26 protein-coding genes are annotated in these 26,907 nt (G+C 62.5%); 15 read left to right on the top strand and 11 right to left on the bottom strand.

All coding sequences use genetic code 11. From position 1 onward, the window contains the following. Window positions 1-2: 2 nt before the first annotated feature. A complete protein-coding gene (locus tag ACX3M4_RS17900) occupies window positions 3-1,178 on the bottom strand; it encodes a cytochrome P450 (protein WP_459354346.1) in 1,176 nt (391 codons plus the stop codon). Window positions 1,179-1,309: 131 nt separating this feature from the next. Between ACX3M4_RS17900 and ACX3M4_RS17895 the strand changes: the two genes are divergently transcribed. After that, the gene (locus ACX3M4_RS17895; RefSeq protein WP_459354345.1) at window positions 1,310-2,224 is read left to right on the top strand and encodes a LysR family transcriptional regulator; all 915 of its coding nucleotides are present in this window, start codon (window positions 1,310-1,312) and stop codon (window positions 2,222-2,224) included. A gap of 51 nt (window positions 2,225-2,275) precedes the next feature. Here ACX3M4_RS17895 and ACX3M4_RS17890 read toward each other — a convergent pair whose 3' ends face one another. Further along, a complete protein-coding gene (locus tag ACX3M4_RS17890; RefSeq protein WP_459354344.1) occupies window positions 2,276-3,379 on the bottom strand; it encodes a citrate synthase/methylcitrate synthase in 1,104 nt (367 codons plus the stop codon). A 76-nt stretch (window positions 3,380-3,455) separates the two neighbouring features. On the opposite strand from ACX3M4_RS17890, the gene ACX3M4_RS17885 reads away from it, so the two are divergent. Beyond that, window positions 3,456-4,625 carry a citrate synthase gene (locus ACX3M4_RS17885; RefSeq protein WP_459354343.1) on the top strand — a complete coding sequence of 390 codons (1,170 nt, stop codon included), beginning with the start codon at window positions 3,456-3,458 and terminating at the stop codon, window positions 4,623-4,625. A gap of 205 nt (window positions 4,626-4,830) precedes the next feature. Further along, window positions 4,831-5,925 (top strand): ribosome small subunit-dependent GTPase A, encoded by a 1,095-nt coding sequence (gene rsgA, locus ACX3M4_RS17880; RefSeq protein ID WP_459354342.1) that lies wholly within the window; start codon window positions 4,831-4,833, stop codon window positions 5,923-5,925. Window positions 5,926-5,943: 18 nt separating this feature from the next. Here rsgA and ACX3M4_RS17875 read toward each other — a convergent pair whose 3' ends face one another. After that, window positions 5,944-6,441 carry a GNAT family N-acetyltransferase gene (locus ACX3M4_RS17875; protein ID WP_459354341.1) on the bottom strand — a complete coding sequence of 166 codons (498 nt, stop codon included), beginning with the start codon at window positions 6,439-6,441 and terminating at the stop codon, window positions 5,944-5,946. Window positions 6,442-6,459: 18 nt separating this feature from the next. Further along, a complete protein-coding gene (locus tag ACX3M4_RS17870; RefSeq protein WP_459354340.1) occupies window positions 6,460-7,305 on the bottom strand; it encodes an isocitrate lyase/PEP mutase family protein in 846 nt (281 codons plus the stop codon). A gap of 234 nt (window positions 7,306-7,539) precedes the next feature. Here ACX3M4_RS17870 and ACX3M4_RS17865 point away from each other — a divergent pair, with 234 nt between their 5' ends. Next, window positions 7,540-8,187, top strand: coding sequence for an MSMEG_1061 family FMN-dependent PPOX-type flavoprotein (locus ACX3M4_RS17865; RefSeq protein ID WP_459354339.1), 648 nt, complete (start codon window positions 7,540-7,542; stop codon window positions 8,185-8,187). A gap of 15 nt (window positions 8,188-8,202) precedes the next feature. On the opposite strand, the gene ACX3M4_RS17860 is transcribed toward ACX3M4_RS17865, so the two are convergent. Both ACX3M4_RS17860 and ACX3M4_RS17855 read right to left on the bottom strand, forming a co-directional pair. Next, entirely contained in the window at window positions 8,203-8,670 is a 468-nt protein-coding gene (locus ACX3M4_RS17860) for a DUF1203 domain-containing protein (RefSeq protein WP_459354338.1), read from the bottom strand. 97 nt (window positions 8,671-8,767) lie between these two features. Beyond that, window positions 8,768-9,190, bottom strand: a complete 423-nt coding sequence (locus ACX3M4_RS17855) for a GNAT family N-acetyltransferase (RefSeq protein ID WP_459354337.1) — start codon at window positions 9,188-9,190, stop codon at window positions 8,768-8,770. A 196-nt stretch (window positions 9,191-9,386) separates the two neighbouring features. Between ACX3M4_RS17855 and modA the strand changes: the two genes are divergently transcribed. From modA to ACX3M4_RS17830, 5 genes are read left to right on the top strand one after another with little or no spacing between them, the layout of a single operon-like run. Next, window positions 9,387-10,145 carry a molybdate ABC transporter substrate-binding protein gene (gene modA / locus ACX3M4_RS17850; protein WP_459354336.1) on the top strand — a complete coding sequence of 253 codons (759 nt, stop codon included), beginning with the start codon at window positions 9,387-9,389 and terminating at the stop codon, window positions 10,143-10,145. Window positions 10,146-10,193: 48 nt separating this feature from the next. Next, entirely contained in the window at window positions 10,194-10,901 is a 708-nt protein-coding gene (modB, locus tag ACX3M4_RS17845; RefSeq protein ID WP_459354335.1) for a molybdate ABC transporter permease subunit, read from the top strand. Then, window positions 10,894-12,006, top strand: coding sequence for a molybdenum ABC transporter ATP-binding protein (gene modC / locus ACX3M4_RS17840; RefSeq protein ID WP_459354334.1), 1,113 nt, complete (start codon window positions 10,894-10,896; stop codon window positions 12,004-12,006). The genes modB and modC overlap by 8 nt, the downstream gene beginning before the upstream one ends. Before the next feature lie 53 nt (window positions 12,007-12,059). Further along, window positions 12,060-13,844 carry a sensor histidine kinase gene (locus ACX3M4_RS17835; protein ID WP_459354333.1) on the top strand — a complete coding sequence of 595 codons (1,785 nt, stop codon included), beginning with the start codon at window positions 12,060-12,062 and terminating at the stop codon, window positions 13,842-13,844. Window positions 13,845-13,854: 10 nt separating this feature from the next. Further along, a complete protein-coding gene (locus ACX3M4_RS17830) occupies window positions 13,855-15,189 on the top strand; it encodes a sigma-54-dependent transcriptional regulator (protein ID WP_459354332.1) in 1,335 nt (444 codons plus the stop codon). Window positions 15,190-15,240: 51 nt separating this feature from the next. Here ACX3M4_RS17830 and ACX3M4_RS17825 read toward each other — a convergent pair whose 3' ends face one another. Next, window positions 15,241-15,960, bottom strand: coding sequence for a glutathione S-transferase family protein (locus ACX3M4_RS17825; protein WP_459354331.1), 720 nt, complete (start codon window positions 15,958-15,960; stop codon window positions 15,241-15,243). Continuing rightward, complete coding sequence (locus ACX3M4_RS17820; protein ID WP_459354330.1) at window positions 15,961-16,332, bottom strand: VOC family protein; 372 nt, start codon at window positions 16,330-16,332, stop codon at window positions 15,961-15,963. A 107-nt stretch (window positions 16,333-16,439) separates the two neighbouring features. Here ACX3M4_RS17820 and ACX3M4_RS17815 point away from each other — a divergent pair, with 107 nt between their 5' ends. From ACX3M4_RS17815 to ACX3M4_RS17790, 6 genes are all read left to right on the top strand, one after another. Next, window positions 16,440-17,312 (top strand): LysR family transcriptional regulator, encoded by an 873-nt coding sequence (locus tag ACX3M4_RS17815; protein WP_459354329.1) that lies wholly within the window; start codon window positions 16,440-16,442, stop codon window positions 17,310-17,312. Between the two features lie 88 nt (window positions 17,313-17,400). Then, window positions 17,401-17,832, top strand: coding sequence for a carboxymuconolactone decarboxylase family protein (locus ACX3M4_RS17810; RefSeq protein WP_459354328.1), 432 nt, complete (start codon window positions 17,401-17,403; stop codon window positions 17,830-17,832). Between the two features lies 1 nt (window position 17,833). Next, window positions 17,834-18,748, top strand: coding sequence for an RNA polymerase sigma factor SigJ (gene sigJ, locus ACX3M4_RS17805; protein WP_459354327.1), 915 nt, complete (start codon window positions 17,834-17,836; stop codon window positions 18,746-18,748). Window positions 18,749-19,009: 261 nt separating this feature from the next. After that, entirely contained in the window at window positions 19,010-20,017 is a 1,008-nt protein-coding gene (locus ACX3M4_RS17800; RefSeq protein ID WP_459354326.1) for a TRAP transporter substrate-binding protein, read from the top strand. A gap of 122 nt (window positions 20,018-20,139) precedes the next feature. After that, complete coding sequence (locus ACX3M4_RS17795) at window positions 20,140-20,760, top strand: TRAP transporter small permease (protein WP_459354325.1); 621 nt, start codon at window positions 20,140-20,142, stop codon at window positions 20,758-20,760. Between the two features lie 9 nt (window positions 20,761-20,769). Continuing rightward, entirely contained in the window at window positions 20,770-22,374 is a 1,605-nt protein-coding gene (locus ACX3M4_RS17790; protein ID WP_459354324.1) for a TRAP transporter large permease, read from the top strand. 265 nt (window positions 22,375-22,639) lie between these two features. On the opposite strand, the gene ACX3M4_RS17785 is transcribed toward ACX3M4_RS17790, so the two are convergent. From ACX3M4_RS17785 to ACX3M4_RS17775, 3 genes are all read right to left on the bottom strand, one after another. Continuing rightward, window positions 22,640-22,921, bottom strand: coding sequence for an SCP2 sterol-binding domain-containing protein (locus ACX3M4_RS17785; protein WP_459354323.1), 282 nt, complete (start codon window positions 22,919-22,921; stop codon window positions 22,640-22,642). Window positions 22,922-23,362: 441 nt separating this feature from the next. Next, a complete protein-coding gene (locus tag ACX3M4_RS17780) occupies window positions 23,363-25,162 on the bottom strand; it encodes an IlvD/Edd family dehydratase (RefSeq protein ID WP_459354322.1) in 1,800 nt (599 codons plus the stop codon). A gap of 108 nt (window positions 25,163-25,270) precedes the next feature. Beyond that, window positions 25,271-26,812 carry an HAD family hydrolase gene (locus ACX3M4_RS17775; protein ID WP_459354321.1) on the bottom strand — a complete coding sequence of 514 codons (1,542 nt, stop codon included), beginning with the start codon at window positions 26,810-26,812 and terminating at the stop codon, window positions 25,271-25,273. Window positions 26,813-26,907: the final 95 nt, after the last annotated feature.

Genomic DNA, 26,907 nt, shown 5'->3' with positions numbered 1-26,907 from the left:
GATCAGTTGAGTTTGACGGGCAGGTTCAGCGGACCGCGGAAGCCGAAGCCGCTCCAGACGACATCTTCGGCCCTGTCGAGCTGCATGTTCGGAAACCGCTCGAACAGCATCGGCAGCATGATCTCGCCCACTGTCCGGCGGGAAATATGGGCACCTGCGCAGTGATGCGGGCCGCTGCCGAAGGCCTGGTGCGGTGCTTTCTTGCGAAAGACGTTGTAGGCCTCGCCGTCTTCGTAAAGGTCTTCGTCGCGATTGGCGGACGCCTGGATCGTCATCAGCGTCACGCCTTCGGGAATGTCGATGCCGTCGATCTGAAGGTCCCGTGTTACCCGCCGGGACGAAGCCTGGATCGGCGCCACCCAGCGCACACCCTCTTCAAAGGCGTCCGCCCAGGCTTCCTGGCGTTTCACTTCCTCAAGCTGGTCCGGGTTGGTGAGAAGACCGTAGATGATCGTTGCAAGCGCATCCCGGGGCTCGTTGATGCCGCCGCCGATGGCGATCTTGATATTGGCGTAGATCTGGCTTTTCGGGATCGGGTCTTTGGCGTTCAGCATCACCGAGAAGGCGGAATTGTTGGGCTCGGCTTTATGCCGGTGGATCAGGCTGTCGAAGACCGCATCCATCTCCGCATTGGCGGCATCCGAGCGTTCGAACGGTTCGTCGGCAAAGCCGAAATTGCCGGCTCCATCAATCAGCACCTGCGACCAGCGCTGCATGTCGGTATCGCTGACCTCGTCGAGACCGAGAATATGGGCAAGGATCCTAGCCGCCACCGGGCCGCACAGGCCGGTAAAGAGATCCACCGTCTCGCCGCGCGGCAGCCGGTCAAGGTAGTCAGCGGCGATCCTGCGGTAGAGCTCGGCCCAATCCGTTTTGATGACCTTGGGCGAAAAGGCGGGCTGCATCGCCATGCGCTCGCGCCGGTGTTCCTCACCATCCTTGCGCATCAGGGTGTGGGCGAGAAACGCCCGCCGCATCGGCGTTACCGGATCGTCGGAGCTGTAAAGCTCCGGATCGTCCTTCACCATTCGGGTGTGTTTGGCCTTGGTCAGAAAGATCCGGTTGGCGGCAGGCACCTTGACGATAGGTGTCTCGGCCCGCATGCGCCGGTAGATCGGATAAGGATCCCGCGTCAGCTCTGCCAGCGTCAGTTTGTCGTCGACCGGTACGACCGCCATGCGCCATCTCCTCCCAAATCCGGCAACGGGGGCAGTTAAGCTGCCTCGATAAAATCAGGCAATACGATTGATTTTATAGTTGCCATCGAATTTTTTGATTTTATGAAGGATTGCCAAGGGAGTGTGAGCAGATGACGACTGCCTTCGATCCGCTGGATGTCGATTTCCGTGCCCTGCAGGTTCTGGTCTGCGTGCACCAGCTGAGGTCGTTCACCAAGGCGGCGGAGGAGCTGGGGGTCAACCAGTCTGCTGTCAGCTACACCATCGCCAAGCTGCGCGATGTGTTTCAGGACCCGCTCTTCGTCCGCCAGTCCCGCCGCCTGCATGCGACGCAGCGCTGCGAGGACATCGTGCTCCAGGCGAAGCGTCTGACCAGCGAGTTCCGGCAACTTGCCGCCCCACCGGAGTTCGATCCCGCGACTGTCTCGCAGAAATTCACCATCGCCTGCAATTTCTATGAACGGGTTCTGATCATCCCGGAGATCGTGCACACGCTGACGCGCGAAGCGCCGAACCTGGAACTGGAAATCATCGATGCCTCCGGCATCGGTCACGAAAGGCTGCTCCGGAATGAGGCGGACCTGCTGATCGGACCGTTCGAGCGCTTTGACCCGCATTTCTACCGGCGCGATCTCTACCCGGACCGCTATGTCTGCCTGTTCGATCCATCCCATCCGAAGGCGGAAGAGCCCTTGAGCCTGCAGGATTATCTCGGCCTCGACCACGTGCTCGTCACTTATGGCGGCCAGTGGCGCTCGCGCTACCTGATCGAACTTGAGCGGATGGGAAAGGCACTGAAAGTCGCCCTGCGGGTGCCGAGCCCTGCGGGGCTGGAGCTGCTGGTGGCGGGCTCCAACCTGGTTGCGACCGTGCCGGAGCGCCTTTCCAAGGCGGTCAGCGCAGGGCTTCGGGTTGTCGAGTGTCCGGTCAGGACCACGGTCACCATCGCGCTGGTCTGGACAACGCTCAATCACCGCTCACCTGTTCATATGTGGGTGCGGGACCGGATCTACCGGCTCAACAGCACTAGCCGGAAGGAGGACTGAATGTCCGCCCGGAAACTTTGTCCCGGGCGACGGTCAGTTTGATCGATAGGATCAGTCGGCCGCTGGTCCGATATAATGCGACGACGGCCGGATCAGCTTGCCGGTTTTCTGGTGTTCCAGCACATGGGCGCACCAGCCGGGCGTGCGGCCGACTGCAAAGAGCGGCGTGAAGAGACTGCGGTCGATACCGATCGCGTCGAGCAGCACCGCGGTATAGAACTCCACGTTGGTATCGAGCGGCCGGTCGGGCTTGGCTTCCTTCAAGGCGATGAGTGCCGCCTGTTCGATCTCTTCCGCCAGCCGGACCTTGGGATTGCCGGACCCCAGCAGCCGCAGCCCCGCCTTCAGCACATCCGCGCGCGGATCGCGGGTGCGGTAGATGCGATGGCCGAAGCCCATCAGCCGTTCCCTGCGGGCAAGCGCAGCCTTGATCCAGCCGGCGGCCTTGTCGGGGCTGCCGATGGCATCGATCATGTCCAGCACCGGCCCCGGCGCGCCGCCGTGCAGCGGTCCGCTGAGCGCGCCCATGGCACCCAGCACCGCAGCTTTGAGATCCGCCTGGGTGGAGCCGATCACCCTTGCCGTGAAAGTCGATGCATTGAGGCCGTGATCGAGGATGGTCACCAGATAGCGGTTGAGCGCGGCGGCATGGGCAGCGGGCGGTGTCTCGCCTGTCAGCATGCGCAGCAAGTCCGCAGCAGTTTCCAGCGTGCTGTCCGGGGCAAGCGGCGCCTGGCCGGTCGAGATCCGGTGGGACGCGGCCAGGAACACAGGCAGCGCGCCGGAAATGGCGATGGCTGCGGGAAGGTCGCGCTGAAGCGGCAGGGCGGCAAGGCCGAGCTGCATGCGCTCATAGACGTTGAGCGCTGCCGGCGCGCGCTCCAGAAGCCGCACAACGGCAAAGGCGGCCAGCCGCGCCTGACCGAAGGCGTCTTTGAGGCTGTCGGCTTGTGGCAGATCGAAATCCTGCCAGAGATGGCGGACGGCCTCCTCAAAGGTCAGGTGCCCGGCGAGATCCTCTATCCGTTTGCCACGCAGGATCAGAATACCGCGTTCGCCGTCGACATGGCTGAGCGTGGTTGTGGCGGCAACGACGCCTTCGAGACCGGCAATCGGGTCCGGGGTCATCCGGGCGTGATTTGGCGCTTCGGTCATATGTGTCTCCTCGGTTATCGCAGACACCTAGAAACAACCAATTGCATTGATCAATATTGATAATTAAAATCAACTCATGACCACGCCGATCTACCTCTCCGCCCGTGAAGCTGCCGCCGAACTCGGCGTCCAGCCCGCAACCCTTTACGCCTATGTCAGCCGGGGACTGATTTCCTCGATTGCCGGCCCCGGCAAGCAGCGCCGCTACGACGCGGCGGATGTGCGCCGTCTCAAGGGCCGCAAGGCCGCCGACGATCATTCCGGCACACGTCCTCTGACCGGCGATCCCGTGCTGGAGACCGAGCTGACGCTGATTTCGGAAACGGGTCCGGTCTACCGGGGCCGCGCCGCAGTGGATCTTGCCAAGACCTCGACGCTCGAAACCGTCGCCACCCTGCTCTGGGCCTCGCAGGCCGATCCCTTCGCCGAAGCAGCCCCCTTGCCGGCACCGACATTGCCGGAGGGATTGGCGACGCTCGACCGGCTGATGATGGCGCTCGCCGCCTGGCCGCTGCAGGACAAGGCTGCCTTCACCCAGGCGCCCAAATTGCTGCAGGTCAAGGGCGCGGCCTTGTTGCGCTATTCCGTGGCGGCGCTCCTCAATGCCGATCCGGTTGCCGTGCCGATCCACACCCAGATCGCCGCTGCCTACGGCGTGTCGTCCCAGGCCAAGAACGTCATCAGGGCGGCGCTGGTGCTGTGTGCCGACCACGAACTGAACACCAGCGCCTTCGCCACCCGCTGCGCCGCCTCGACGCGCGCACCGCTCCACGCGGCGCTGATCTCGGGTCTCGGTGCCTTTTCCGGTCCGCGCCACGGTGCGGCCTCCGACCGGACGATTGCCTGGCTCTCGGACATCGGCCCGGAAACGGATATCGAGGCGATGCTTTCGGACAGGCTCAGCCGCGGCGATCCGCTGCCCGGCTTCGGTCATTCCATCTACAAGGTGCCGGACCCGCGCGCGGCCTGCCTGCTGGACATCCTCTTCCGCAGCGAGCCAAACCATCCCTTTGTCCAGCGTCTGCCAGGCCTCATCACCATTGCGCGGGACCTTTTCGGCGAAGCGCCGAATATCGACCTGGCTCTGGCGGCCATCCAGAAGACCTATGGCCTGCCGAAGGAGAGCGGCAAGATCATCTTCTGTGCCGGCCGCATGACCGGCTGGATCGCCCACGCGCTGGAACAGTACCGGGCGCCGGAACAGATCCGGCCCCGCGCCGCCTATGTCGGCGAGCGTCCGCAATAGGCAGGAAGAAGAAACGCACGTCTCAGCCGGGCTTGAAACGCCGGCCGGATGGGACTAGCTATGTCGAGCGCCTTGTGAAAGCGCCAGATGGAGATTGGATGTCCGAGATTGCATGAGCCGGTTCCCTTTCGTGGGAGCCGTGAAGACATGAACCGGTGCCCCGAACGGGCGCCTGATGACGTGTGTTCTTTTCATGAGACATCCAATGGCACGGAATTATTCCGCCTTCTTTCCCTCCGGCAAGCCGGAAACCAGCCCGAAACGGCAACCGACCTTTCTTGAAACCCTTGGCTGGCAGAGCTTCTTTGCACAGCAGACCAGCGCCGATGAGCTGAGCGAGACACCGCCCGTGCGTGTTGTCGAGGTCCATCGCAACGCCCTGCATGTGCTGGGGGACGGCATCGACGAGATGGTCCCGCCGGGCAGCGGCGCAACGGTCGGCGACTGGCTGCTGCTTGACGGCAAGCATCCGTCCTCCAGCCGCCTGCTGGAGCGCAAGAGCCTTCTGAAACGCCGAGCCCCGGGGACGGACCGGCAGGTCCAGCTGATCGCCGCCAACATCGACACGGCCTTCGTCGTCTCGTCCTGCAACCCGGACTTCAACATTGCCCGTCTGGAACGCTATATCGCCCTTGCATTCGATGCCGGAATTGCGCCGGTCATCCTGCTGACCAAGGCGGATCTGGCGGAAGATGCCGGGGATTATGCCAACCGGGCAGCCACGATCTCCGCTCAGGTGCCGGTTCTGACCCTCGATGCCAGAGGCGAAGAACCGGCGGCAAAACTCGCCGAGTGGTGCAAGCCCGGGCAGACCATCGCCTTTCTCGGTTCTTCCGGTGTCGGCAAGTCCACGCTGACCAATGCCCTTGCCGGCACGCAGGCAATCGCGACCCAGTCCATCCGTGAGGACGATGCCAAGGGACGGCACACGACGACGCACCGCCAATTGCACATGGTGCCCGGCGGCTGCCTCGTGCTGGATACGCCCGGCATGCGCGAACTGCAGCTGGCGGATGTCTCGTCAGGTCTCGACGATCTCTTTGCCGATCTCAGCGAACTTTCGGCCCGCTGCCGCTTCAGCGATTGCGCGCATGAAACGGAACCCGGATGCGCCGTTCAGGAGGCAATTCTGGCCGGTGAGCTCGATGTGGCGAGGCTGGCGAGATGGCGCAAATTGAAGGCCGAAGAAGCCTTCAATTCCTCCAGCCTTGCGGAACGCCGGTCGAAGGACAAGGCTTTCGGCAAGATGGTTCGCGGCATCATGAAGCAGAAGAAGTTGAAAAATCAGGGTCCTGATTAGACACATGAAACGGGCGGTTCAATCGGGCCGCCCGGTCACTTGTTCCTCGATAGGTGAGTGTTGCTCGAGAACAAGTTTCATATGAACGATGCGCTTGTCACCGCGCTGTTCCTCGTGCGTTTCGGAAAATCCAGCTCGATGGTACCAGGCTCGGTTCTGCGTCATCAGCACGTTGGTGTAGAGCCGGATTTCCGGCAGCTTCAGGTCCAACGCCCGCTGCCTTGTCCAGCCGAGCAGCGTGCGGCCGTGCCCCTTTCCCTGTTCCGCCGGATCGACAGCGATACTTTCGATAAGCAGGTGGTCAGGATTTGTGATCAGCACGAGGCTGGCGCCAAGTGTGCCGCCTGAGGACAGTACCCAGACCTCATGATCGCGGATATGCGCGGCGTAATCCGCGCTCATAGGCACCGGAATGGCATTGATGATCGGGATGTAGTGCGCGTAAGCGCGCTCGGCGAGCGCGCTCATGGCTTCAGCGTCACCGGGCCTTGCCCGGGTCAGGCCGGTGGGAGGCATGGAGTGCTGCATCCGCTGTCAGGGCCGCGATTTCATGAAGGCTTCGAAATCTGGAACACCTTCGGGCATCGTCTCCGTACGGTCGAAACAGCCGAAGGTGCCGCCGTCCTTCATGTCTTCGGCGGCCGCGATGAAAGCATGGTAGGCGAGCCGCGCGAGGCCCGCGCCGATCGAGACGCGGGCAACGCCCATGTCGCCGAGCTCCTTGCGGGTGAGATGAAAGTTCTGGCGGCCGGCAAGCACATTCATCGGCGCGTCGACGGCGCCAAGCACCACGGCAATCTGCTCCCGGTCCTTCAACTGCGGCGCATAGACACAATCTGCGCCGGCTTCGGCGAAGGCGTTGAGCCGCTTGATGGTTTCCGCCAGTTCGTACTCTGTCTGGACCGGTCCCTCGCTGCGGGCTGTCAGGACGAAGTCCGGCGCCAGCCGGTTCTTGGCATCCACCGCCGCCTTGATCCGTTCCACCGCGAGGTCCAGGTCGTAATAGGGGTGTTTCGGATCCGTGGTGTAATCCTCGATCGAGCAGCCGGCGAGACCGACCTCGATGGCGCCCTTCACGGTTTCCACCACGTCTTCCGGACTGTCGCCGAAGCCGTTTTCAAGATCGCCGTTCACCGGCAGGCTGCAGGCGCCGATGATGTCGGCGGCGTGAGCAAGCGCCCCCTCGCGCGTCACCATGCCTTCTGCATCCTTGACGCCTTGTGTCCAGGCATAACCGGCGCTGGAGGTCGCAAGGGCATCGAAGCGAAGGCCGTCCAGAATGCGAGCGGTGCCGATATCGAACGGGTTCGGCATCAGGAAGGCTTGCCCCTTCTTGTGAAGCGTCTTGAAGGCGGCACGGCGTTTGGCTGCGGTCGGCATGGCCGGATCTCCCTTTGATGGCAAGGTTTCAATATGCACGTATGACGTTCAGAATGACAATGCCGCTACACTTGAGCATCGCAGCTGTGCGGCGGTAAGATCCAGTTTAGCCAGAAACGGGGTTCCAGTCGGGAAAAAGGCCGTCGGCCGCGCCGGATCCTGACAGGCATAATCCCGGCCACGACAATTGCGTAATGAAATCAGAGCGTCACAGCCGCTGGAAGGGAATACGGCATGCCCGCAGATCCGTCACCATTCGCAGCCTTTTCCGATGTGATCGAAACGGCGGAAGAGCTCGAAGCCCATGCGGGAACGGCACCGGAAAAGGTCCGTGTCAAGGAAATCACCGCCCTGGACGACCTTTGCCGCGCGTTCATTTCACGCGCGCCTTTCTGCCTGATTGCAACGGCCGATCCGGAAGGTGTCGTCGATATCAGCCCCAAGGGCGATCCGGCGGGTTTTGTCACCGTCCTCAGCGACACGCTGCTCGCCATCCCCGACCGGCCGGGCAACCGCCGTCTCGACAGCTACCACAATCTCCTGAAAGACCCGCGCATCGGATTGATTTTCCTCATCCCTGGCAAGGAGGAAACACTCAGGGTCTCCGGCGAGGCGAGGATCGTCCGGGACGCGGACCTGCTGCAAAGGATGCCGGTGGACGGCAAGGTGCCGAAAATGGCGCTGGTGGTGCATGTCACCCGCGCCTTCATGCATTGCCCCAAGGCGATGATCCGGTCGAAGATCTGGCAGCCGGAAAGCTGGAAGAATGCCGACGATCTGGGCGATATCGGCGATGCCATGATCAAGCACGGCAAGCTGACGCAAAGCCCGGAGGCGCTTCTTGAGGAAGCCACCTCCGAGGGGTTGCTCAGGCTTTATTGATTCAGGCTCGATTGGTCAGGACCAGGCGGTCCGCGTCACTTTGGCCGCATAGCAGCCCCGGCCGGCGAAATGCAGGTGGATGTAGTCGACCTGCGGATTGTCGAAGAACTTCGCGATAAGTCCGGCGACCTCGCGGCCCTCGATCACGTCCGCGTCGATTATCTCGTGGCCCTGGTTGAAGGCACGCACCGACAGCAGGCGGCGGGCCAGCACCTCCGGAACCACACCCGGCTCCGGATGGCTTTCCTCGGCCCCTTCTGCGACGAAGATCGCATGACGGGAGCGGTAGGGTGTTTCCCCCGGCTGATGCTCGAAATTGAGAAGATAGACCTTCGTGCCTTCGGCAGCGTCGGCTAGCGATACGCGGCAGGGAAATCTGCCGTCGGAATAGTGCACCTGGATATTCTTCCGGGTGAGTTCTGCATCACTCAGGCCGGCCAGGTAGGCGAAATCGGCGGCGGGCAGGGGCTGGATCTGAAACATCGGTTGATCTCCTCGATTGCGTTGAGGTGACCATAGATCGGGCAAATGTCCCAAACGACCCGATTTGCGAGCTTAACCGGAATATGGATACGGCAGCTTAGCCGAGACCGGGTTTGCCCGCCCGCCGGGACATCCCAAGGGAGCGCGGCGCGGTTTCCGCGAAACCGAATTGCGCATAGAGCGCGTTTGCGGGGACGTCTGCGATGAGGCTGACATAGGCGGAGGATGGAAAAGCGCTTTCGATATGGGCGGTCAGCGCGGCCATGATGCGCTTGCCGAGGCCCTGGCCCTGATAGGCGGGCAGGACGGCAATATCTGTCACCTGGATGAAACAGCCGCCGTCACCGATCAGGCGGCCCATGCCGATGGCCTCGCTGCCGTCGAAAAGCATGACCGAATAGAGACTGTTCTTCAGGCCGATTTCCACGGCATCCCGGCCATAGCCGCTTAATCCGGAACTGACGCGCAGATTGAGATAAGTATCGATATCGGGGACCTGGGGCTTCAACGTGATCGTCATGCAATGTCTCGGAAATGAAAGCAGCGGCGGGAGCGGAATTGTAAAGAACCTAACCGACCATATGGGGTTTTGCGATCGAAACGGAAGCCTGCTACCTGCGCGATTTTGCATTCGGTTCAGACGTTTGGCTGCACCTGGCTCTTGCTGATCGAATGGAGCAATCTTAGGTAGGGAACGTATCAAGGGAGAGGGCTATATGATCGCACGCATGTTCTTCGCCTCCGCGCTGATCATAGCAGCGGCGCTGCCCGTGCGTGCCGGCGAGCCTCTCACCGTCTTTGCGGCTGCGAGCCTCCGGGAAGCGATGGAACAGGCCGGCGCGGCTTTCGAAAAGGAAACGGGCGGCGAGGTCGTCTTTTCCTTTGCAGGCACCGGCGCGCTGGCGCGCCAGGTCGAAGCCGGCGCTCCGGCGGATGTCTTCGTTTCCGCCGATGCCGTCTGGATGGACTATGTGCTGGAGAAAGACGCCGTGCAGCCGGACAGCGTGCGCGACATTGCCACCAATGCCATCGTGCTGATCGGCCCGAAAGACAGTGCGCCTCTGGAGCTCTCTGCTGAAACGCTTGCAACAAGGCTGGGTGGCAACCGCCTGGCCATGGCTGATCCGGAGACCGTACCGGCCGGCCGCTATGGCAAGTCGGCGCTGGAAACGATGGGGCTCTGGCAGGCTGTCTCCGGTTCGCTCGCACCGATGGAAAATGTCCGGATCGCGTTGGCGTCGGTCGCCCGCGGCGACACACCACTTGGGCTGGTCTACAAGACCGATGCCGCAGTCGAGCCCGGCGTCGCCGTCCTGTTCGAGTTTCCGGAAACGAGCCATCCGCCGATCCGCTATCTCGGCGCCCTGACTACGGCCCGAAACCATCCGGATGCCGAGGCGTTTCTGGAATTCCTCACCGGTCCGGCCTCAAGGGATATCTTGCATTCGCTTGGCTTTGTAACCGATAACGAGTGAATGGCCGCCGGGTGCGGCCCGCATCCGGAACCAACAGACTGAGCCGACGTGGATTTCTTCAATCTCCAGCCCGAGGAAACAGAGGCCCTTCTCCTGACGCTCAAGGTCGCCGCTGCCGCCCTCGCCGTGGCGTTGCCGCTCGCTGTCCTGATGGCCTTTCTGCTCGCCCGGTACCGTTTCGCCGGACACGGCCTCGTCAACGCGCTGGTGCATCTGCCTCTGGTGCTGCCGCCGGTCGTCACCGGTTATGTCCTGCTGCTGGCCTTCGGCCGCAAGGGGCCGGTCGGGGCCTTTCTGGACAATCTCTTCGGCATCAGCTTTGCCTTCAACTGGACCGGTGCGGCACTTGCGGCCGGGGTCATGGCCTTTCCGCTGATGGTGCGCCCGATCCGTCTCTCCTTTGAGGCTGTCGACCCGAAGCTCGAAGAGGCGGCCGAATCCCTCGGGGCGCACCGGCTGGTGACTTTCTTCACTGTCACCCTGCCGCTCGCCCTGCCCGGCATTCTCGGCGGCGCTATTCTGGGCTTTGCCAAGGCGATGGGCGAATTCGGTGCCACGATCACCTTCGTCTCCAACATTCCGGGCGAAACCCGCACCCTGGCGCTGGCGCTTTATACCGCCACCCAGACCCCGAGCGGTGATCTTGCCGCCTTTCGCCTGACACTGATCGCGACCGTCGTTGCCTTCGCGGCCCTGATCGCCTCGGAAGTGCTGGCGCGCCGCCTGCGTTCGCGCATGGGAGGCGGCCATGCTTGACGTCGACATCACCGGCCGTATCGGCACGCTGGATCTGGAAGCCAGGTTTACCAGCGAGGCAGGTGTCACATCCCTCTTCGGCCAGTCGGGGGCGGGCAAGACGACCCTCACCAATATGATTGCCGGTCTGATCCGGCCCGCAAGTGGACGCATCTCCGTCAACGGCACAGTCCTCTTCGACGCGGATAAGGGTATCGACCTGCCGGTTCAGGCGCGTCGCGTCGGCCATGTCTTCCAGGATGCGCGCCTCTTCCCGCATCTGAGCGTCAGGGCAAACCTCACCTACGCGCGCTGGGCGGGGCGGCGGCCGGAGACGCGTGACCTTGGCGAAGTGGTCAGGCTGCTTGGCCTTCAAGGACTGCTCGACCGCAAGCCGCGCACACTCTCGGGCGGCGAACGGCAGCGGGTCGCGATCGGCCGCGCTTTGCTTTCCGATCCGCGCCTCCTGATCATGGACGAGCCCCTGGCCAACCTCGACCAGGCGCGGCGGAACGATATTTTGCCCTATCTCGACCGGCTGTGCGTGGAGGCCGGCATACCGATCCTCTATGTCAGTCATTCCATCGAGGAGGTTGCCCGCCTCTCCAACACGCTGGTGATCCTGTCGGAAGGCCGCACGCCCGCCTTCGGGCCGGTGGCGGAAATGCTGGCCCGCACCGACCTTGGCCGCGCCACCGGCCGCCATGAGGCCAGTGCTCTTTTGGAGGGTAGGGTCACGGACTTCGATGCAAGCTGGGGTCTGACCCGCGTGGATATCGGCGGCGCGATCCTGCAGATCCCCGACAGGATCGCAGATCCGGGCGAAACGGTACGCCTTCGCATCCGGGCAAGAGACGTGGCCCTCGCGGTCAAGCCGCCGGAGGGTCTTTCGATCCGCAATGCGTTTGCCGCCACCATCACGAGCATTTCCAGCGAGACCGGGCCTTACGCGGAAATCCTGTGTTCCGTCAGTAGCCAGACGTTGCGCGCCCGCATCACCCGGGCGTCCGTGGCGGACCTCGACCTGAAGGAGGGCGGTGAGGTGACGGTGCTGATCAAGAGCGTCGCCATCGACCGGCGTCAGCGGGCCGCGGTGCAGCCGGAGGCAGTTCGAAGTGTGGAATAGGTCACGATGCGCCTTGCGCTTCACGGATGGCGCGGCGTGATTATACTGGCGCAATGATACGCAATCCCAAGCGCCGGACCTGGCGCAGGCTGAAGATCGGCATCGCAGCGGCGGCGGTCCTCGCAACGCTGGCGCTGATGTGGCTGACCGGCCATGGCAGCTTGCGCCTCACGCTTGCCGAACTGCAGACCGGAGCGAGAGCCAATCTCGCCGTCCAGACGGCGGTTCTGGAACGCCTCCTCGACAAGTTCCGCCTGCTGTCACCGCTGCTGGCACGCGGACCCGATATCGGCGCGTTGCTGACGCGCAGCGGGCTTTCCCAGGACCCGGGCATCGCGGCAATTGCAGCCGGCATGTCCGGAGCCGAGGAAGTCTGGCTGATGGATGCCGACGGCCTCGTCGTCGTCTCCAGTCAGGATGGCGTTCCGTCCGGGTCCATCGGCGGACGCGATGCGATCCGCCAGGCTTTCGATCAAGCCCTCCAGGGCCAGCTTGGCCGCCAGCTCATTCCCGGCACGCAGGAAAGGCCGTCCAACTATGTTTTCGCTTCGCCGCTGCGGCGGGGCAATGTCATTTCCGGCGTTCTTGCCGTCAGGGTGAGCCTTGAGGATGTCGAACAGGCCTGGGCTCTCAGCAAGGATCCGATCGTCGCCGTCGATGCAGACGGCCGCATCGTCGTGACTAATGTGCCGGCTTGGCGAGGCAAGCACCTCTCCGCGCTCGATGTTGGCCATAACGTCGCCGATCTGAACTTCGCCGAGCGTCTGGAACTGCTGCTGCCGGTCAGCGCGGCGCCGGACTATCACATGCAACTGACGGAAAACCTTCCGGTTCTTGAATGGCAAGTGCACACGCTGGTCGATGTGGAGGATGCCCGGCAGGGGGCCGGCTGGGCCATGCTGGTGGCCTTGCTTGTCTGCGTGATCGCCGCCGGCGGCTTGGCGATCCTGATCGCCCGGCGTGAGCAATTCGTCCGGCATGCCCGGCGCGACAAGGCGGCCGCTCTCAGGCTGGAGCGCCGGGTGCAGAGCCGGACGGCAGATCTGCGCAAGGCGAATGTGCGGCTGGAACAGGAAGTGCGCGAGCGTGAACAGGCGGAAGCGGATCTGCGTCTGGCCCAGGCCGAACTGGTGCAGGCGGCGAAGCTCGCCACGCTCGGCCGCATGTCGGCGGCCCTCAGCCACGAATACAACCAGCCGCTTGCCGCGATCAGATCCGATGCGGAAGTCGCCGGAATGCTGATCGAGCGCGGCCGCGCCGACGAGGCTCAGGCCAATCTCACCCGGATCGGTGGCATGGTTACCCGAATGGCGGAGATCGCCAAGACGCTGAAAGGGTTCACCCGCAGGTCCGGCACGGACATCAAGCCGGTGTCGCTGCGCCAGGTGATCGACGAGGCGACGCTGCTGCTGCAGCCGCAGATCAAGCAGAAGCAGGTTCGGCTGGAACTCGACCTGCCGGACGGCGACATCATCGTCAAGGGCGGACGCATTCGTCTGGAGCAGGTGGTGATCAATCTCCTGTCCAACGCGGTGGACGCAGTCAGCGGCAGCGCCTGGCCGGAAGTGCGCCTGGCGCTGGCGCGGGAAGAGACCGAGGCGGTTCTGTCGGTGAGCGACAACGGCCCGGGCATCGACGCAGAAGCGCTGCCGCAGATCTTCGATCCCTTCTTCACCACCAAGGAGGTCGGCGCGGGGCTGGGCCTCGGCCTGTCGATCGCCTACAAGATCGTCCATGACTTTTCGGGCACGCTGAAGGCGGCAAATCTCGAAGGCGGCGGTGCCGTCTTCACGATGCGTCTGCCGGTGGCCGACGAAAACATGCTCGCAGCGGAATAGAAAGGCGTTCATGGATCAGGCAACCGTCCTTCTGATCGACGACGAGGAAGACCTGCGAGGGTCGCTCAGCCAGGGCCTGGAGCTTTCCGGCCAGGAGGTCTTCGCGACCGGGACACCGGAAGAGGCGCTGGAGCGGATCAACCGCGGTTTCTACGGTGTGCTCGTCACGGACATCCGCATGCCCGGCACAGACGGTTTCCAGGTGATGAAACGCGCCTTCGAGATCGACCCGGCCATGCCTGTCGTGCTGATCACCGGCCATGGCGACGTGCCGCTGGCCGTCGAGGCGATGCGCGCCGGCGCCTATGACTTCATGGAAAAGCCCTTCTCGGTGTCCCGTCTTGCCTCGGTGGTGGAACGCGCCCTCGACAAGCGCCGGCTGGTCCTCGAAAACCGCAAGCTGCGCGAGGAACTTGCCGACCGGACAGGCCTTGAGAGCCGCCTCGTCGGCCGGACGCCTGCGATGGACCTGCTCCGCCGCAACGTGACGGCGCTGGCGGCGACCGATGCGGACGTCCTGATCCTGGGCGAAACCGGTTCGGGCAAGGAGGTGGTCGCCCGGGCGCTGCACGACGAAGGCCCGCGCAAGGACAAGCCCTTCGTCGCACTCAATTGCGGTGCCCTGCCCGCCGAAATCATCGAATCGGAACTCTTCGGCCACGAAAAGGGGGCGTTTACCGGCGCCAGCGGCCAGCGGATCGGCAAGCTGGAACATGCCCATGGCGGCACGGTGTTCCTGGACGAAATCAAATCCATGCCGCTGGAGTTGCAGGTCAAGCTGCTGCGCGTCATCGAGACCCGCACCATCGAGCGCCTCGGCTCCAACAAGGCGATCGAGCTGGATGTGCGCTTCATCGCCGCCACCAAGGAAGACCTGGAAGCCGCCGGCAAGGAAGGCCGTTTCCGGCTGGATTTGTTCTACCGGCTGAACGTCGTCAATGTCGCCATTCCGCCCCTGCGCGAGCGGCTGGAGGATATCCCGCTTCTCTTCCGGCATCTGGCGGTGGAAGCCCGGGCCCGCTACCGGCGCGAGATCCCGGATATCGACGAGGAATATCTCGCCGGTCTGATGACCCGCGACTGGCCCGGCAACGTGCGCGAATTGCGCAATGTCGCCGACCGTTTCGTGCTTGGCGTCGAACAGGTGACCGCGCCCCGCAACGGCTCCGGCTCGACCCTCTTCGATCAGGTCGCTTCCTATGAGAGGGCACTGATCGTTGCGGAACTCAAGCGCAACGACGGCGCCATCAAGCCCACCTACGAGACCCTCGGCCTCTCCCGCAAGGCGCTTTACGAAAAGATGCGCAAATACGGGCTCGGCAAGGACGAGGCGATGGTTGGCTGAGGCCGGGGACACCTCGATCCGTGCAGGTCAAACATCCTGAGGGCTTTCGGACTATTGTCCGAACCTTTTGTTTCTTTGGGCAGCCGGCCGGCTTGCAAGGAATCGCCCCGCATAACTGTCCCTTGCCGCAATGAACGTACGGAGTTCCTCGTGATAGCTGCGTGGAACGGCGTCCGCGACAGCGGGACGATCGCGGATCTCTGCCCACCAATCCGCGAGTACAACAGGCAGATCCTTTTCCAGCGTTCCATCAGCGATTTCGTCAAGCACCGGGAAACAGCGGAAGAGGGTCGCAAACACGGCATCAGCCAGACCGAACTCCGATCCCGCAAAATATCTTTCTGGTGCAAAGCGTGCGGCAACCGTTGTCAGGCAATGGGCGAGATCGGTGATCGACCCGTGGAAGGCCTTCGCGCTCAAATCTCGGTAGATCATATCCGCCACGCCTGCCAGCATGCCGTCGGCAAAAGTGATCCAGGCTTCTTGCCGTGCCCGCGCCAGCGGGTCGGACGGCAACAGGCCTTCGCCGGATAGAGTGTCCAGATAGCGGGCGATGACGGAGGAGTCGAAAAGCCAGTCGCCGGTGGAGATACGGATGACCGGTACCTTCCCACAGGGAGACACGTCGAAGAGCCAATCCGGTTTGTCGTCAAGATCGATGTCGATCCGCTTGAATGGCAGGCGGCGTTCCAGCAGCACGATAACCACCCGCTGGACGTAGGGGCACAATCTGTGCCCTACGACTTTGCAAGGAGAATGGACCCGTTCCATTCATCCGGCCATGTGAAAGATGTTGAGCTTGTTGCCATCCGGATCGCGGAAATAACCGGCATAGAAACCTTCCGCGCGGAATCCGGGTTTGCCTTCGTCGCTGCCGCCAAGTTCCAGCGCCCGGGCATGGACCCTGTCGACCTGTGCATTGCCGGTGGCCGCGAGAGCGATCATCACGCCGTTGCCGACCGAATATGGCTCACCGTTCTCCGGAATGTGGATCGAGAATGCGGGGCCGTTGGTGCCGGCGGACCAGACGATGAAATCGTCGAAAGTCATGATGCGTTCTGCCGAAAGGTCGGCAAAGAGGGCATCATAAAAAGCTGCGGAACGCGCGAGGTCCGAGGTGCCCAGAGAAGTGTAGCCGATCATGTAAGAACTCCGGTTGATCGTTTTCTGACACCCGAACGATATCGGCTTGCAATTTTTCAATCGATAGCCAGTATTGAGTAGCTATATTGCAAAAGTGAAATGAGTTTATGGATTGGAATGCGATCAAGGTATTTGCCGCCGTTTGCGAAACAGGTTCGTTGGTGAAGGCAGCTGAACGGATAGGGGTGAGTCACGCGACGGTTTTCCGGCATATGGCCGCTCTGGAGCGTCAGGTGGGCACGAAGCTGTTTGATCGCGTGAAGGGCCGCTATGTCCTTACGGACGCGGGTACCGAGATGCAGGAGATCAGCGCGGGCATCATCAGTTCGTTCGAGGAAGTCAACAGACGCATAGCCGGCCGGGACGAGGCAGCAGCCGGCACAATTCGCCTGACGGCTCCGCGAAGTTTCTCCGACACCGTACTGCCGCGATATCTCGCGGATTTCGCGCGTGTGCACCCAGCGATTTCAATCGAACTTCTGGTTTCCAACCAGGAACTCAACATGTCCGACAGAAGCGCGGACGTGGCGCTGCGTGTTGCCCAGGATCCGCCCGATCATCTCTGGGGACAGCGGATATTGAGCATCGGCTGGGCGATTTACGCCTCGCCCGGCTATCTGAAGGCCAATGAACCCCTGAACGATGCGAAAGACCTGAGCGCGCACAGGGTGCTCGGACCAGCCGGAAAACTTGCGCGCCATCCTGCGTTCGCAAAGCTTCTGGGCGTGTCCCAGCCGCTGACGCGGGTCTGCTGCGACGATCTCACGACCATGGCAAGCCTGGCTGCGCACGGGTTCGGAGTGGCGCTTCTTCCCGATGACATGCGACGTCCCGACCTTCAGCGGCTTTTTACGTATTCGCCGGCACCCTCCAACAGTCTCTGGATTCTGACGCACCCGGACCTGCGCGGTCTGCAAAAGGTTTCCCTACTGATGGGTTTTCTTGCCGGAGCCTTTCGCCGGGACCCTGTCTGGGAGTAAGGCAGAAAAATCTCCCGCCAATGTCACAAACCACCACGCCTACTCGTCAACCCTGTGTCAATCCCCTGAACCTCAATGGAAGACACACATGACAACCTCGACTGCCATCAACCACTACGGCAACATTCCGGACATCGTGAAGCGCTTCGTCGATGCCTCAGGCGAAATCGGCAATACCGGGCTTGAGCCCAAGCTGCGCCATCTGATCGACTTGCGCGCCTCGCAGATCAACCAGTGTGCCTATTGCGTGAAGATGCATACCAAGGAAGCTCTGGACGCGGGCGAAAGTCAGGAGCGGCTGCAACGGCTCACCGTCTGGCGGCATGTCAGCGACTACACGCCGGCCGAGAAGGCGGCCTTTGCCTGGACCGAGGCCTTGACCAGTCTCAACGTCGACACGAACTATGAGAAACTTCGCGGCGACCTGAGAGCGCATTTCGACGACACGCAGATCAGCGCCATGACCTCGGCGATCGCAATGATCAATCTGTGGAACCGGATGCAGGTTTCGAACCACTGACATGACCAAAGCACCAGGCACCGATATTTTCGAAACCGTGCGGCCAAGACTTCTTGGCCTTGCCTACCGCATGCTCGGCTCCATGGCGGATGCCGAGGATGCGGTTCAGGACACGTTCCTGAAATGGCAGGACGCGGACCGGTCGGCAATTGCCACCCCCGAAGCGTTCCTGACGACGGTCTGCACCAATCGCTGCCTGGACTATCTGAAAGCCGCCCACCGCAAGCGGGTCGACTATGTCGGCTCCTGGATTCCCGAGCCGCTGCAGATCGACAGCGGCTCGGATCCGGAAGCCGACCTCAACCGCGCGCAGTCACTGACGACAGCCTTTCTGTTGCTGCTGGAGCGGTTGACCCCGAAGGAACGCGCGGCCTATCTCCTTCGGGAAATCTTCGGCAAGTCCTACGAGGAGGTGGCAGCAACGCTGGGCATCAGCGAAGCTGCGTGCCGCCAGCTTGTTTCGCGGGCGAGCCGCCATGTGCAAGGCCCTGCCTCCCGCTTCGTTCCGCCCGCCGACCATCAGGACCGGATCCTGTCGTCTTTCCTGGCAGCGCTCGAAACCGGGTCGACGGAACATCTGACCGGGCTTCTTGCGGAAACCGTCCAGTTCCAGTCCGACAGCGGCGGCAAGGCAACGGCACTGTCCCGGGTCCTGCAGGGATCCGATGAGGTTGGCCGCTATATCGCCCGCATTCTCGGCCGCCTGTGGGCGGCAGGCCGGGTCGAGGTGCTCTATCTTAACGGCACGCGCGGGCTTGCGGTGTTCGATGGGAGCGAGGCCGTCAGCGCGGTTACATTCGGCTATGACGCTGAGGGCAGGATCGAACGGATTTTCAACATCCGCAATCCGGACAAGCTTGCACGTCTCTCCACCCGGCTGCGCCACGACGGTGCCAGCGGTGCGCTCTGGCACTGAAACTCCTCGGAAATTTCCAATTGTGCACGCGCGATGTGTCGAAATCGACACATCGGCTCCATTGCCATGTGTCGAGTCTGACCCATTTCTTGCGGTGAATCCGCTCTAGGTACATCTGCAACAATTTGTTAACCTGCGGAAACCGGCGCTTTTTGAAGAGCGGGCGGCACTTGGCACGGGGCTTGCCATTAGGGTGCCGACCAGCCACCGCGCTGTCCGGCCCGAATGGCCGTCATACTGAAATGTCTGGGAGGACATCCGATGAAAAAATTCGCTCTCGCCGCAGCTACCGCGGCGTCCCTTGCCCTGTCTGCAAACGCCTATGCGGCTGATTCCTGTGATGACGGTGAAATCGTCATCAAGTTCAGCCACGTGGTTGCCGATACCGGCCACCCGAAAGGCGATGCTGCCACCCTTCTGGCACAGCGTGTCAACGACGAGATGAACGGCAAGGCCTGCATGCAGGTGTTCCCGAACTCTCAGCTCTTCGACGACGACAAGGTGATGGAAGCCCTGCTGCTCGGCGACGTCCAGCTGGCAGCCCCTTCGCTCTCCAAGTTCGAAGCCTACACGCTGAAGTTCCGCCTTTTCGACCTGCCGTTCCTGTTCCAGGACCTGGAATCCGTCGAACGCTTCACCACCGGTGAAAACGGCAAGATGCTGCTGAATTCCATGACCGACTACGGCTTCATGGGTCTCGGCTACTGGAGCTCCGGTCTGAAGCAGTTCTCCGCCAACAAGCCGCTGCTGGTTCCGGATGACGCCAAGGGCTTGAAATTCCGCGTGCAGACCTCCGACGTCGCCGTCGCCATGATCGAAGCCATGGGTGCAAACGCCCAGAAGCTGGCCTTCAAGGAAGTCTACGGCGCTCTGCAGACCGGTGTTGTGGACGGTCAGGAAAATTCCTGGTCCAACATCTATACCCAGAAGTTCTTCGAAGTGCAGGACGGCATTTCCGAAACCAACCACCAGCTGCTTGCCTACCTGCTCGTCACCTCTGACGAATGGCTGAACAGCCTGGAGCCGGATGTCCGCGACCAGTTCCTGACCATCGTGGAAGAAGTCACCGCAACCGCCAACGGCAATGTTGCGGATGCGGAAGCCCAGAACCGCCAGGCGATCCTGGATGCCGGTTCCACCATCCGCGAGCTGACCCCGGAACAGCGCAAGGCCTGGGTAGATGCCATGAAGCCGGTTTGGGACAAGTTTGAAGGCGATATCGGCAAGGACCTGATCGACGCCGCCGTTTCGTCCAACAGCGCAAGCTGATCCGAGCGAAAACCAAACTTTGAAGGGCCGGATCGTCCGGCCCTTCTGCCAAGGTCCCGCGGCCATCCGGGCTTTGTCCCCGGGCGCACGCAACTATCAAGAGACCTATTCGGGGGAAACGCATGCAACGCGTCGACAATTGGGTCACGCGCTTCGAGGAAGGTGTACTCGCCTTTCTCCTGGCCGCGATGACCATCGTATCCTTCACCCAGGTGGTAGCGCGGTACGGATTTAATTCCGGCTGGACCGGCGCCCTGGAATTCACCCGCATCCTGTTCGCCTGGCTGATCCTCTTCGGCATGAGCTACGGCGTGAAGATCGGTTCGCATCTTGGGGTCGACGCCGTTATCCGGCTGCTTCCGAAGCCACTCTTCCGGGCGGCTGCCGTGTTCGGCGCCCTGTGCGGCGTTGCCTATGCATTGACGCTGCTCTGGTCCGAATGGCTGCATATCTTCGGCCTCGATACGAGGGGCGGAGCCATCGACTACTGGTCGAAGATGTACAAGATCGGCATCGGCCTCGATGACCTGCGTTATCCCGACTACATCATCGAAAATTTCGGAACCAAGGAACGCGTCCAGCGCTGGATTGCCTATCTGATCCTGCCCATAGGGCTTGCGCTCTTCCTGTTCCGCTGCATCCAGGCAGCCTGGCAGATCATCACCGGCGAACGCGAGATGATGATCGCGGCACATGAGGCCGAAGACCTCGTTGCCGAAAACAAAGACGTTCTGAAGGACTGAGGCGGGGCCATGGAAGCAGCAATTCTCTTTATCCTCGTCCTCGGCTTTCTGTTCCTGGGCGTCCCGATCTCCATTTCGCTTGGCCTGTCCAGCGTTCTGGCGATCGCCATCTTCTCCAACGACTCCATCTCGTCGGTAGCCCTGCAGCTGTTCACGGCCTCGCAGAACTACACGCTCCTGGCGATCCCGTTCTTCATCCTGGCCTCCGCCTTCATGTCGACGGGCGGCGTTGCCAAGCGCATCATCCGCTTCTCGATCGCTTCTGTCGGGTCGATCCGGGGCGGTCTCGCGATTGCCGGCGTCTTCGCCTGCATGATGTTCGCCGCGCTCTCCGGCTCCTCGCCGGCGACCGTGGTTGCCATCGGCACCATTGCCATCGCCGGCATGCGCCAGGCGGGCTACACCAAGGAATTCGCAGCCGGCGTCATCGCCAACGCGGGTACGCTTGGCATCCTCATCCCCCCCTCCATCGTGATGGTGGTCTATGCGGCGGCAACCAACGTTTCCGTCGGCCGCATGTTCCTCGCAGGGGTCGTGCCGGGACTGATTGCCGGTCTGATGCTGATGATCGCCATCTATGTCATGGCGCGCATCAAGAACCTGCCGGCACAGCCCTGGCCGGGCTTCAAGGAAATCTGGCACGCCATGACGGAAGCAGCCGTCGGCCTGTTCCTGATGGTCATCATCCTTGGCGGCATCTATGGCGGCATCTTCACGCCGACGGAAGCCGCCGCCGTCGCCGCCGTTTACGCCTGCCTCGTGGCCCTCTTCGTCTATCGCGACATGGGCCCGCTGACGGGCGTCCGCTGGGTACAGGAAAAAGACGGCCCGCTGGGTCTGGCCGGGTTCAAGTCGATCACCTATGCGATCATCGCCATGTTCGTCTGGTCCAGCCTCGCCTACGCTTTCACCGACCGCCAGGGCTTCTACGGCATCGACAGCGCCATCGTGCTGATTGCTGCCCTGATCGCCTACCCGGTTCTGCGCCACAAGCTCTCCCCGGCCGAGCTTCCGGCAACACTCGGCACCGGCGTGTCGATCTGGGGCCGCAACATCGGCCTCATCGTCTGGAAGTTCCTGCCGGCCATGTTCCACCAGGACACCAAGAAGGTGATGGTGGATGCGGCGAAGACGACGATCATGCTGATGTTCATCATCGTCAACGCGCTGCTCTTTGCACACGTCCTGACGTCGGAACGCATTCCGCAGGCGATCACGGATCTGATGGTCGGGGCCGGGTTCAACTGGTTCACTTTCCTGATCGCGGTCAACCTGCTGCTGCTGCTCGGCGGCCAGTTCATGGAGCCTTCGGGTCTCCTGCTGATCGTGGCACCGGTGGTGTTCCCGATCGGCATGGAACTCGGCGTCGACCCGATCCATCTCGGCATCATCATGGTGGTGAACATGGAAATCGGCATGATCACGCCGCCGATCGGGCTCAACCTGTTCGTGACGTCGGGGATAACGGGAATGAGTCTGGTGCAGGTGGTGCGGGCGGCAGCGCCGTTCGTTCTGATCCTGCTCCTGTTCCTGATCCTCGTCACCTACGTCCCGGCAATCTCCACCTGGCTTCCCTACAGCCTGATGGGCCCGGAAATAATCACAAACCGGTAACGGTCCGGACCATCCAGAAACTTGAAACGGCGGCTCTCGGGCCGCCGTTTTTCTGGTCCCTCTCCACTCTCCAACCTCATCCTGAGGAGGACCGAAGGTCCGTTTCGAAGGATGGGCGACACACTCTTGAGCCAAACGGCCCATCCTTCGAGACAGCGCTACGCGCTTCCTCAGGATGAGGTTGGAGTGCGGAGGTTTGCCCATAAAAAAGCCGGCTCCCGCGGGAGCCGGTTAGCAAGGTTTCTGCTTTGAAAACCGGCCTGTCTCAGACGATGCTGCCGAGCTTCATGGCAACGCTCATGTCGCCTTCCACCTGCATCTTGCCACCCATGAAGGCTGCGGTCGGGTTCAGGTCGCCGGACAGCATGTCGCCGAGATCATCGGCGGACATCTTGATGGTGCAGTCGGCATCGGCGTCGTCGTTGGAGACGTTGGAGCCTTGCAGGAAGATGACGCCGGTCTCGCCGAGGTCGAACTTGACGCTTTCGTCGATGCCGCCATCGGCCACTTTCGCGCGGACGCCTTCGGTGAGCTGTTCCAAGGACATGTTGTTTTCTCCCATCTGAATTGGGCTTTCGCCCGGTTGCCTTCTTGAAGCATGCCGTTTACGTAATCGTCAAGCAGGAAGTTGCGATTGATGCAATGACGGCCTGCCCTGAAATTCTGAAACGCGACACTATCAGAGTTGTCATTCCGGGCGAAGCGGCAGCGCAGACCAGTGACCCGGTAAACCTCATCGCCGGAAATAGGACGGCCATCGCTTGGGGGCGTCCTCCTCCTGAAACAAGTCTGCCAATCACGTCCACGGTGTCACCCGGACAAGCGAAGCGCCGATCCGGGGCCTACTCGCAGAGCCAATTATCGAAGCGCACAACGTTCTTGAAGAAGGTGTCCCCCACTTCAGCTCTCTGGAAACGAGTGGGCCCCGGGTCTCCCTCCGGTCGCCCGGGGTGACAACAGTGCGTGTTGTGCGCTTGTTTGCGAGCGCTCAGTGATTGTCCCGCGGCAGCCCCTTGGTGTGGGCAACGTCCCGGTATTTCACCGCCGGTTCCAGCACCATGCCCTTATCGAACTGGCCGATCATCGCACGCTGGATCTCCTGCCAGGGCGTCTGGCTCTCGGCGACCTTGAAACCACCAGCGGCTTCCAGGTCCGCCCTGCGCTGCGCAAGTTCCTCATCGGAAATGAGGATATCGGCTGTGCCTTTCTTCAGGTCGATGCGCACCCGGTCGCCGGTCTTCAGCAGTGCCAGCCCGCCCATGGCGGCGGCTTCCGGGGACGCGTTCAGGATCGACGGCGAGCCGGACGTTCCCGACTGGCGGCCGTCACCGATACAGGGCAGCGATGTGACGCCGCGTTTGATCAGGGCTGTGGGTGGCTGCATGTTGACCACTTCTGCACCGCCCGGATAACCGATCGGACCGGTGCCGCGGATGAAGAGCATGCAATGCTCGTCGATCTGAAGATCCGGGTTATCGATATTGTGGTGATAGTCTTCCGGTCCCTCGAAGACCACCGCCCGGCCTTCGAAGGCCTCCGGGTCGTCCGGGTTGGAGAGATAGCGGCCGCGAAACTCTTCCGAAATCACGCTTGTCTTCATGATGGCGCTGTCGAAGAGATTGCCTTTCAGGTTGATGAACCCGGCTTTCTCTTTCATCGGTGCGTCATAAGGCTTGATCACCTCCGGCAGGTCGGTGGTGGTCCCATCACAATTCTCGCCGATGGAGCGTCCGTTGGCGGTTTTCGCACCCGGATGCGGCAACTTGCCGTGGCGCATCAGTTCGGCGATGACGGCCGGGACGCCGCCCGCATGGAAATAATCCTCGCCAAGATACTCGCCGGCCGGCTGCAGGTTGACCAGCAGCGGCACGTCATGGCCGATCGCCTGCCAGTCGTCATTGTCGAGCTCGACACCGAGATGGCGGGCGATGCCGTTGAGGTGGATCGGCGCGTTGGTGGAGCCGCCGATGGCGGAGTTGACGACGATGGCGTTCTCGAAGGCTTCGCGCGTCATGATGTCGGACGGCTTCAGGTCCTCGCGCACCATGTCGACGATGCGCTTGCCGGTCTCGTAGGAAATTGCGCCGCGCTCGCGATAGGGCGCAGGGATGGCGGCCGACCCCGGAAGCTGCATGCCGAGCGCCTCGGCAAGCGAGTTCATGGTCGTCGCCGTGCCCATGGTGTTGCAATAGCCGACCGAGGGGGCGGAGGAGGCGACCAGATCCATGAAGCCGTTATAGTCGATCTCGCCGGCCGCCAGCATCTGCCGGGCCTTCCAGACTATGGTGCCGGACCCGGTGCGCTCACCCTTGTACCAGCCGTTCAGCATCGGCCCGACGGAAAGCGCGATTGCCGGAATGTTGACCGTCGCAGCCGCCATCAGGCAGGCGGGCGTGGTCTTGTCGCAGCCGATGGTGAGCACCACGCCGTCGATCGGGTAACCGTAGAGCAATTCGACGAGGCCGAGATAGGCAAGGTTGCGGTCGAGCGTTGCCGTCGGGCGCTTGCCGGTCTCCTGGATCGGGTGCACGGGGAACTCGAACGCGATACCGCCGGCGTCGCGGATGCCCTCGCGCACGCGCTTGGCCAACTCGAGATGATGCCGGTTGCAGGGTGACAGGTCCGAGCCGGTCTGGGCGATGCCGATGATCGGCTTGCCGGACTGCAACTCTTCCCGTGTGATACCGAAATTGAGGTAGCGCTCGATGTAGAGCGCGGTCATGCCGGGATTGTCCGGATTGTCGAACCAGGCGGCAGATCGCAGCTTCGGTGTCTTTGTGTCGCTCATGGCGCCTCGTCCCTCAACGCAGTCGTAGAACGCCGATAAACACCTGTTCCCGAAAACTGTAAAGACAGCCGTAGCTCAAATTGGTCTCATCATGTGAGACTTTTGCTCCTACCCCGCCTTGCGCAGCGTGTCGGCGACGGAGAAGCGCGCGAAGACCCACAGGATCGCGAGGCAGAGCGCGAAGAGCAGAGGTGCGGTTGCGAGCGGGGCAAGTGTGCTGGCCCCGGCAAGCCCGGCCAGAAGCCACAGGCTGCAAAGCAGACGCCGTGCCTGTACCGCCAGGAGCGTGCGCCGCATGGCGAGGGCCTTCAGCGCGGGGAAGGCGCCGATATCGTCCGTATTGCTGGCGGCAATCGGCGCTATGCGGGCGGCTGTGCTGCCGTCCTCCGGCGCCGAGCCGTCCCGCAGCTCCAGCGACATCCGGTCTTGAGACAGGGTCAGCACAAGCGGCGATGTGCCGGCAAAACCGCGTGCGGCCGCTTCCAGGGCGGTTTCGCCCGGTTTCGGGTCGTCGGTCAGCTCCAGTCCAAGCATGCCGGCCAGCGCCGCACGGGTATTGGCCCCGTCGCCGCTGAAGAGCCAGGGAACGAGCCCCTCCTGGCGCAGAGCCATGCCGGCGACACCGGCGTCCTGGCGCAGGGTCCCTTCCAGGCCGAGTACGCCGACCACACGGCCGCCAACGGCAACACGCAGCACGGTTTTGCCGTCTGCTTCCAGAGAGCGGGCAATGGCGTCGGCGGTGAAGCTGTCGATCCTGAGTTTCTTCAAGAGGTCCGTCGTGCCGATGCCTACGGTCTGGCCGCCAAGCAGCGCAACGACCCCAAGACCCGGTGTCGGCTCGAAGCGGTCCGGCCTTTTGAGGGTGACCTGCCACTGGCTTGCCAGTTGGCGCAGCGCCTGGGCAACCGGGTGGCTGGAGCCGGCCTCCGCGGATGCGGCCACCGCCAGCAAGGTCTTCGGCTCATTGTTGAAGGCCATGACATTGGTCACCATCAGGTCCGGGCCGGACATGACGGCCGCCTTGTCGATCAGGATGTCGCGGGCCCGGGCGATCTTGGTGAAGCTTGCCGCGGTCAGGTTCCTGGCACCGGCAGCCTCGGCGGCCCGCAGGAAGATCTTGTCGGCGAAAGCATTGATGCCGTCGATCAGCTGCGGCCAGGAGAGCAGCAGCACGGTGGCTGCCACAGGGGCTGCCAAAGCAGCATCCAGCACCCACCAGAGCGCGCCGGAGACAGTTGCCAGAGCAAGCGACCAACCGGCCGATGCGAGGCCGCTCTGGTCGCCACGCGGTGGCAGCAGCACAACGCCGAAGGCCCGCAGCGCCATCAGCAAGGCGGCAGCAAGTGCGGGCGTGTTCGCCTCTGCCGACGCCGCCGGCGCAAGCTGGAAAGCAGCCGTGATCCCGAGCAGCAGCGTGCTGACTGCGACGGTGGCAAGGGTCAGCGGACGGCCGACAGCGGTGTTGAGCGAGAACGACAGGCCAAGCAGCGAAAAAATCGCAGAAAACATGCTGAAAATTAAGGCGCTGTATGTGCCGAAAACTTCTATCGCGCTGGTATCGTGGCCGTCATGGGAAAGCGAGGCCCACGACGCCAGAGCGAGAAACGCGGTGGCGAGTGACAGGAAAAAGAACCAAAGCGCTGAAATCATGGACGGTTTCGGCATGGCCGGACGGCTTTCGTGTGTTTCAAATTCAGTGATTGGCGCTAGGCGGGAGTACTGGAGGGTGCTGTAGGATCTCCCGG

This window comes from Roseibium sp. M-1, from assembly GCF_054515675.1.
The sequence above is the reverse complement of the archived record's forward strand: the minus strand, read 5'-3'. Positions and strand labels throughout refer to the sequence as shown.

Bases quoted from the DNA above. Each gene is read 5' to 3' on its own strand.
- ACX3M4_RS17860 (WP_459354338.1), bottom strand. From the start codon at position 8,670: ATGTTTCAGATCCAGCCCCTGCCCGCCGCCGATTTCGCCTACCTGGCC.
- ACX3M4_RS17870 (WP_459354340.1), bottom strand. From the start codon at position 7,305: ATGCCGACCGCAGCCAAACGCCGTGCCGCCTTCAAGACGCTTCACAAG.
- ACX3M4_RS17890 (WP_459354344.1), bottom strand. From the start codon at position 3,379: ATGACCGAAGCGCCAAATCACGCCCGGATGACCCCGGACCCGATTGCC.
- ACX3M4_RS17820 (WP_459354330.1), bottom strand. From the start codon at position 16,332: ATGATCGGCTACACTTCTCTGGGCACCTCGGACCTCGCGCGTTCCGCA.
- modC (WP_459354334.1), top strand. From the start codon at position 10,894: ATGCTTGACGTCGACATCACCGGCCGTATCGGCACGCTGGATCTGGAA.
- ACX3M4_RS17885 (WP_459354343.1), top strand. From the start codon at position 3,456: ATGACCACGCCGATCTACCTCTCCGCCCGTGAAGCTGCCGCCGAACTC.
- ACX3M4_RS17835 (WP_459354333.1), top strand. From the start codon at position 12,060: ATGATACGCAATCCCAAGCGCCGGACCTGGCGCAGGCTGAAGATCGGC.
- ACX3M4_RS17815 (WP_459354329.1), top strand. From the start codon at position 16,440: ATGGATTGGAATGCGATCAAGGTATTTGCCGCCGTTTGCGAAACAGGT.
- ACX3M4_RS17810 (WP_459354328.1), top strand. From the start codon at position 17,401: ATGACAACCTCGACTGCCATCAACCACTACGGCAACATTCCGGACATC.
- ACX3M4_RS17780 (WP_459354322.1), bottom strand. From the start codon at position 25,162: ATGAGCGACACAAAGACACCGAAGCTGCGATCTGCCGCCTGGTTCGAC.
- ACX3M4_RS17800 (WP_459354326.1), top strand. From the start codon at position 19,010: ATGAAAAAATTCGCTCTCGCCGCAGCTACCGCGGCGTCCCTTGCCCTG.
- modA (WP_459354336.1), top strand. From the start codon at position 9,387: ATGATCGCACGCATGTTCTTCGCCTCCGCGCTGATCATAGCAGCGGCG.
- ACX3M4_RS17830 (WP_459354332.1), top strand. From the start codon at position 13,855: ATGGATCAGGCAACCGTCCTTCTGATCGACGACGAGGAAGACCTGCGA.
- ACX3M4_RS17795 (WP_459354325.1), top strand. From the start codon at position 20,140: ATGCAACGCGTCGACAATTGGGTCACGCGCTTCGAGGAAGGTGTACTC.
- sigJ (WP_459354327.1), top strand. From the start codon at position 17,834: ATGACCAAAGCACCAGGCACCGATATTTTCGAAACCGTGCGGCCAAGA.
- rsgA (WP_459354342.1), top strand. From the start codon at position 4,831: ATGGCACGGAATTATTCCGCCTTCTTTCCCTCCGGCAAGCCGGAAACC.
- ACX3M4_RS17875 (WP_459354341.1), bottom strand. From the start codon at position 6,441: ATGCCTCCCACCGGCCTGACCCGGGCAAGGCCCGGTGACGCTGAAGCC.
- ACX3M4_RS17775 (WP_459354321.1), bottom strand. From the start codon at position 26,812: ATGATTTCAGCGCTTTGGTTCTTTTTCCTGTCACTCGCCACCGCGTTT.
- ACX3M4_RS17785 (WP_459354323.1), bottom strand. From the start codon at position 22,921: ATGTCCTTGGAACAGCTCACCGAAGGCGTCCGCGCGAAAGTGGCCGAT.
- ACX3M4_RS17895 (WP_459354345.1), top strand. From the start codon at position 1,310: ATGACGACTGCCTTCGATCCGCTGGATGTCGATTTCCGTGCCCTGCAG.
- ACX3M4_RS17855 (WP_459354337.1), bottom strand. From the start codon at position 9,190: ATGACGATCACGTTGAAGCCCCAGGTCCCCGATATCGATACTTATCTC.
- ACX3M4_RS17865 (WP_459354339.1), top strand. From the start codon at position 7,540: ATGCCCGCAGATCCGTCACCATTCGCAGCCTTTTCCGATGTGATCGAA.
- ACX3M4_RS17790 (WP_459354324.1), top strand. From the start codon at position 20,770: ATGGAAGCAGCAATTCTCTTTATCCTCGTCCTCGGCTTTCTGTTCCTG.
- ACX3M4_RS17900 (WP_459354346.1), bottom strand. From the start codon at position 1,178: ATGGCGGTCGTACCGGTCGACGACAAACTGACGCTGGCAGAGCTGACG.
- ACX3M4_RS17825 (WP_459354331.1), bottom strand. From the start codon at position 15,960: ATGGAACGGGTCCATTCTCCTTGCAAAGTCGTAGGGCACAGATTGTGC.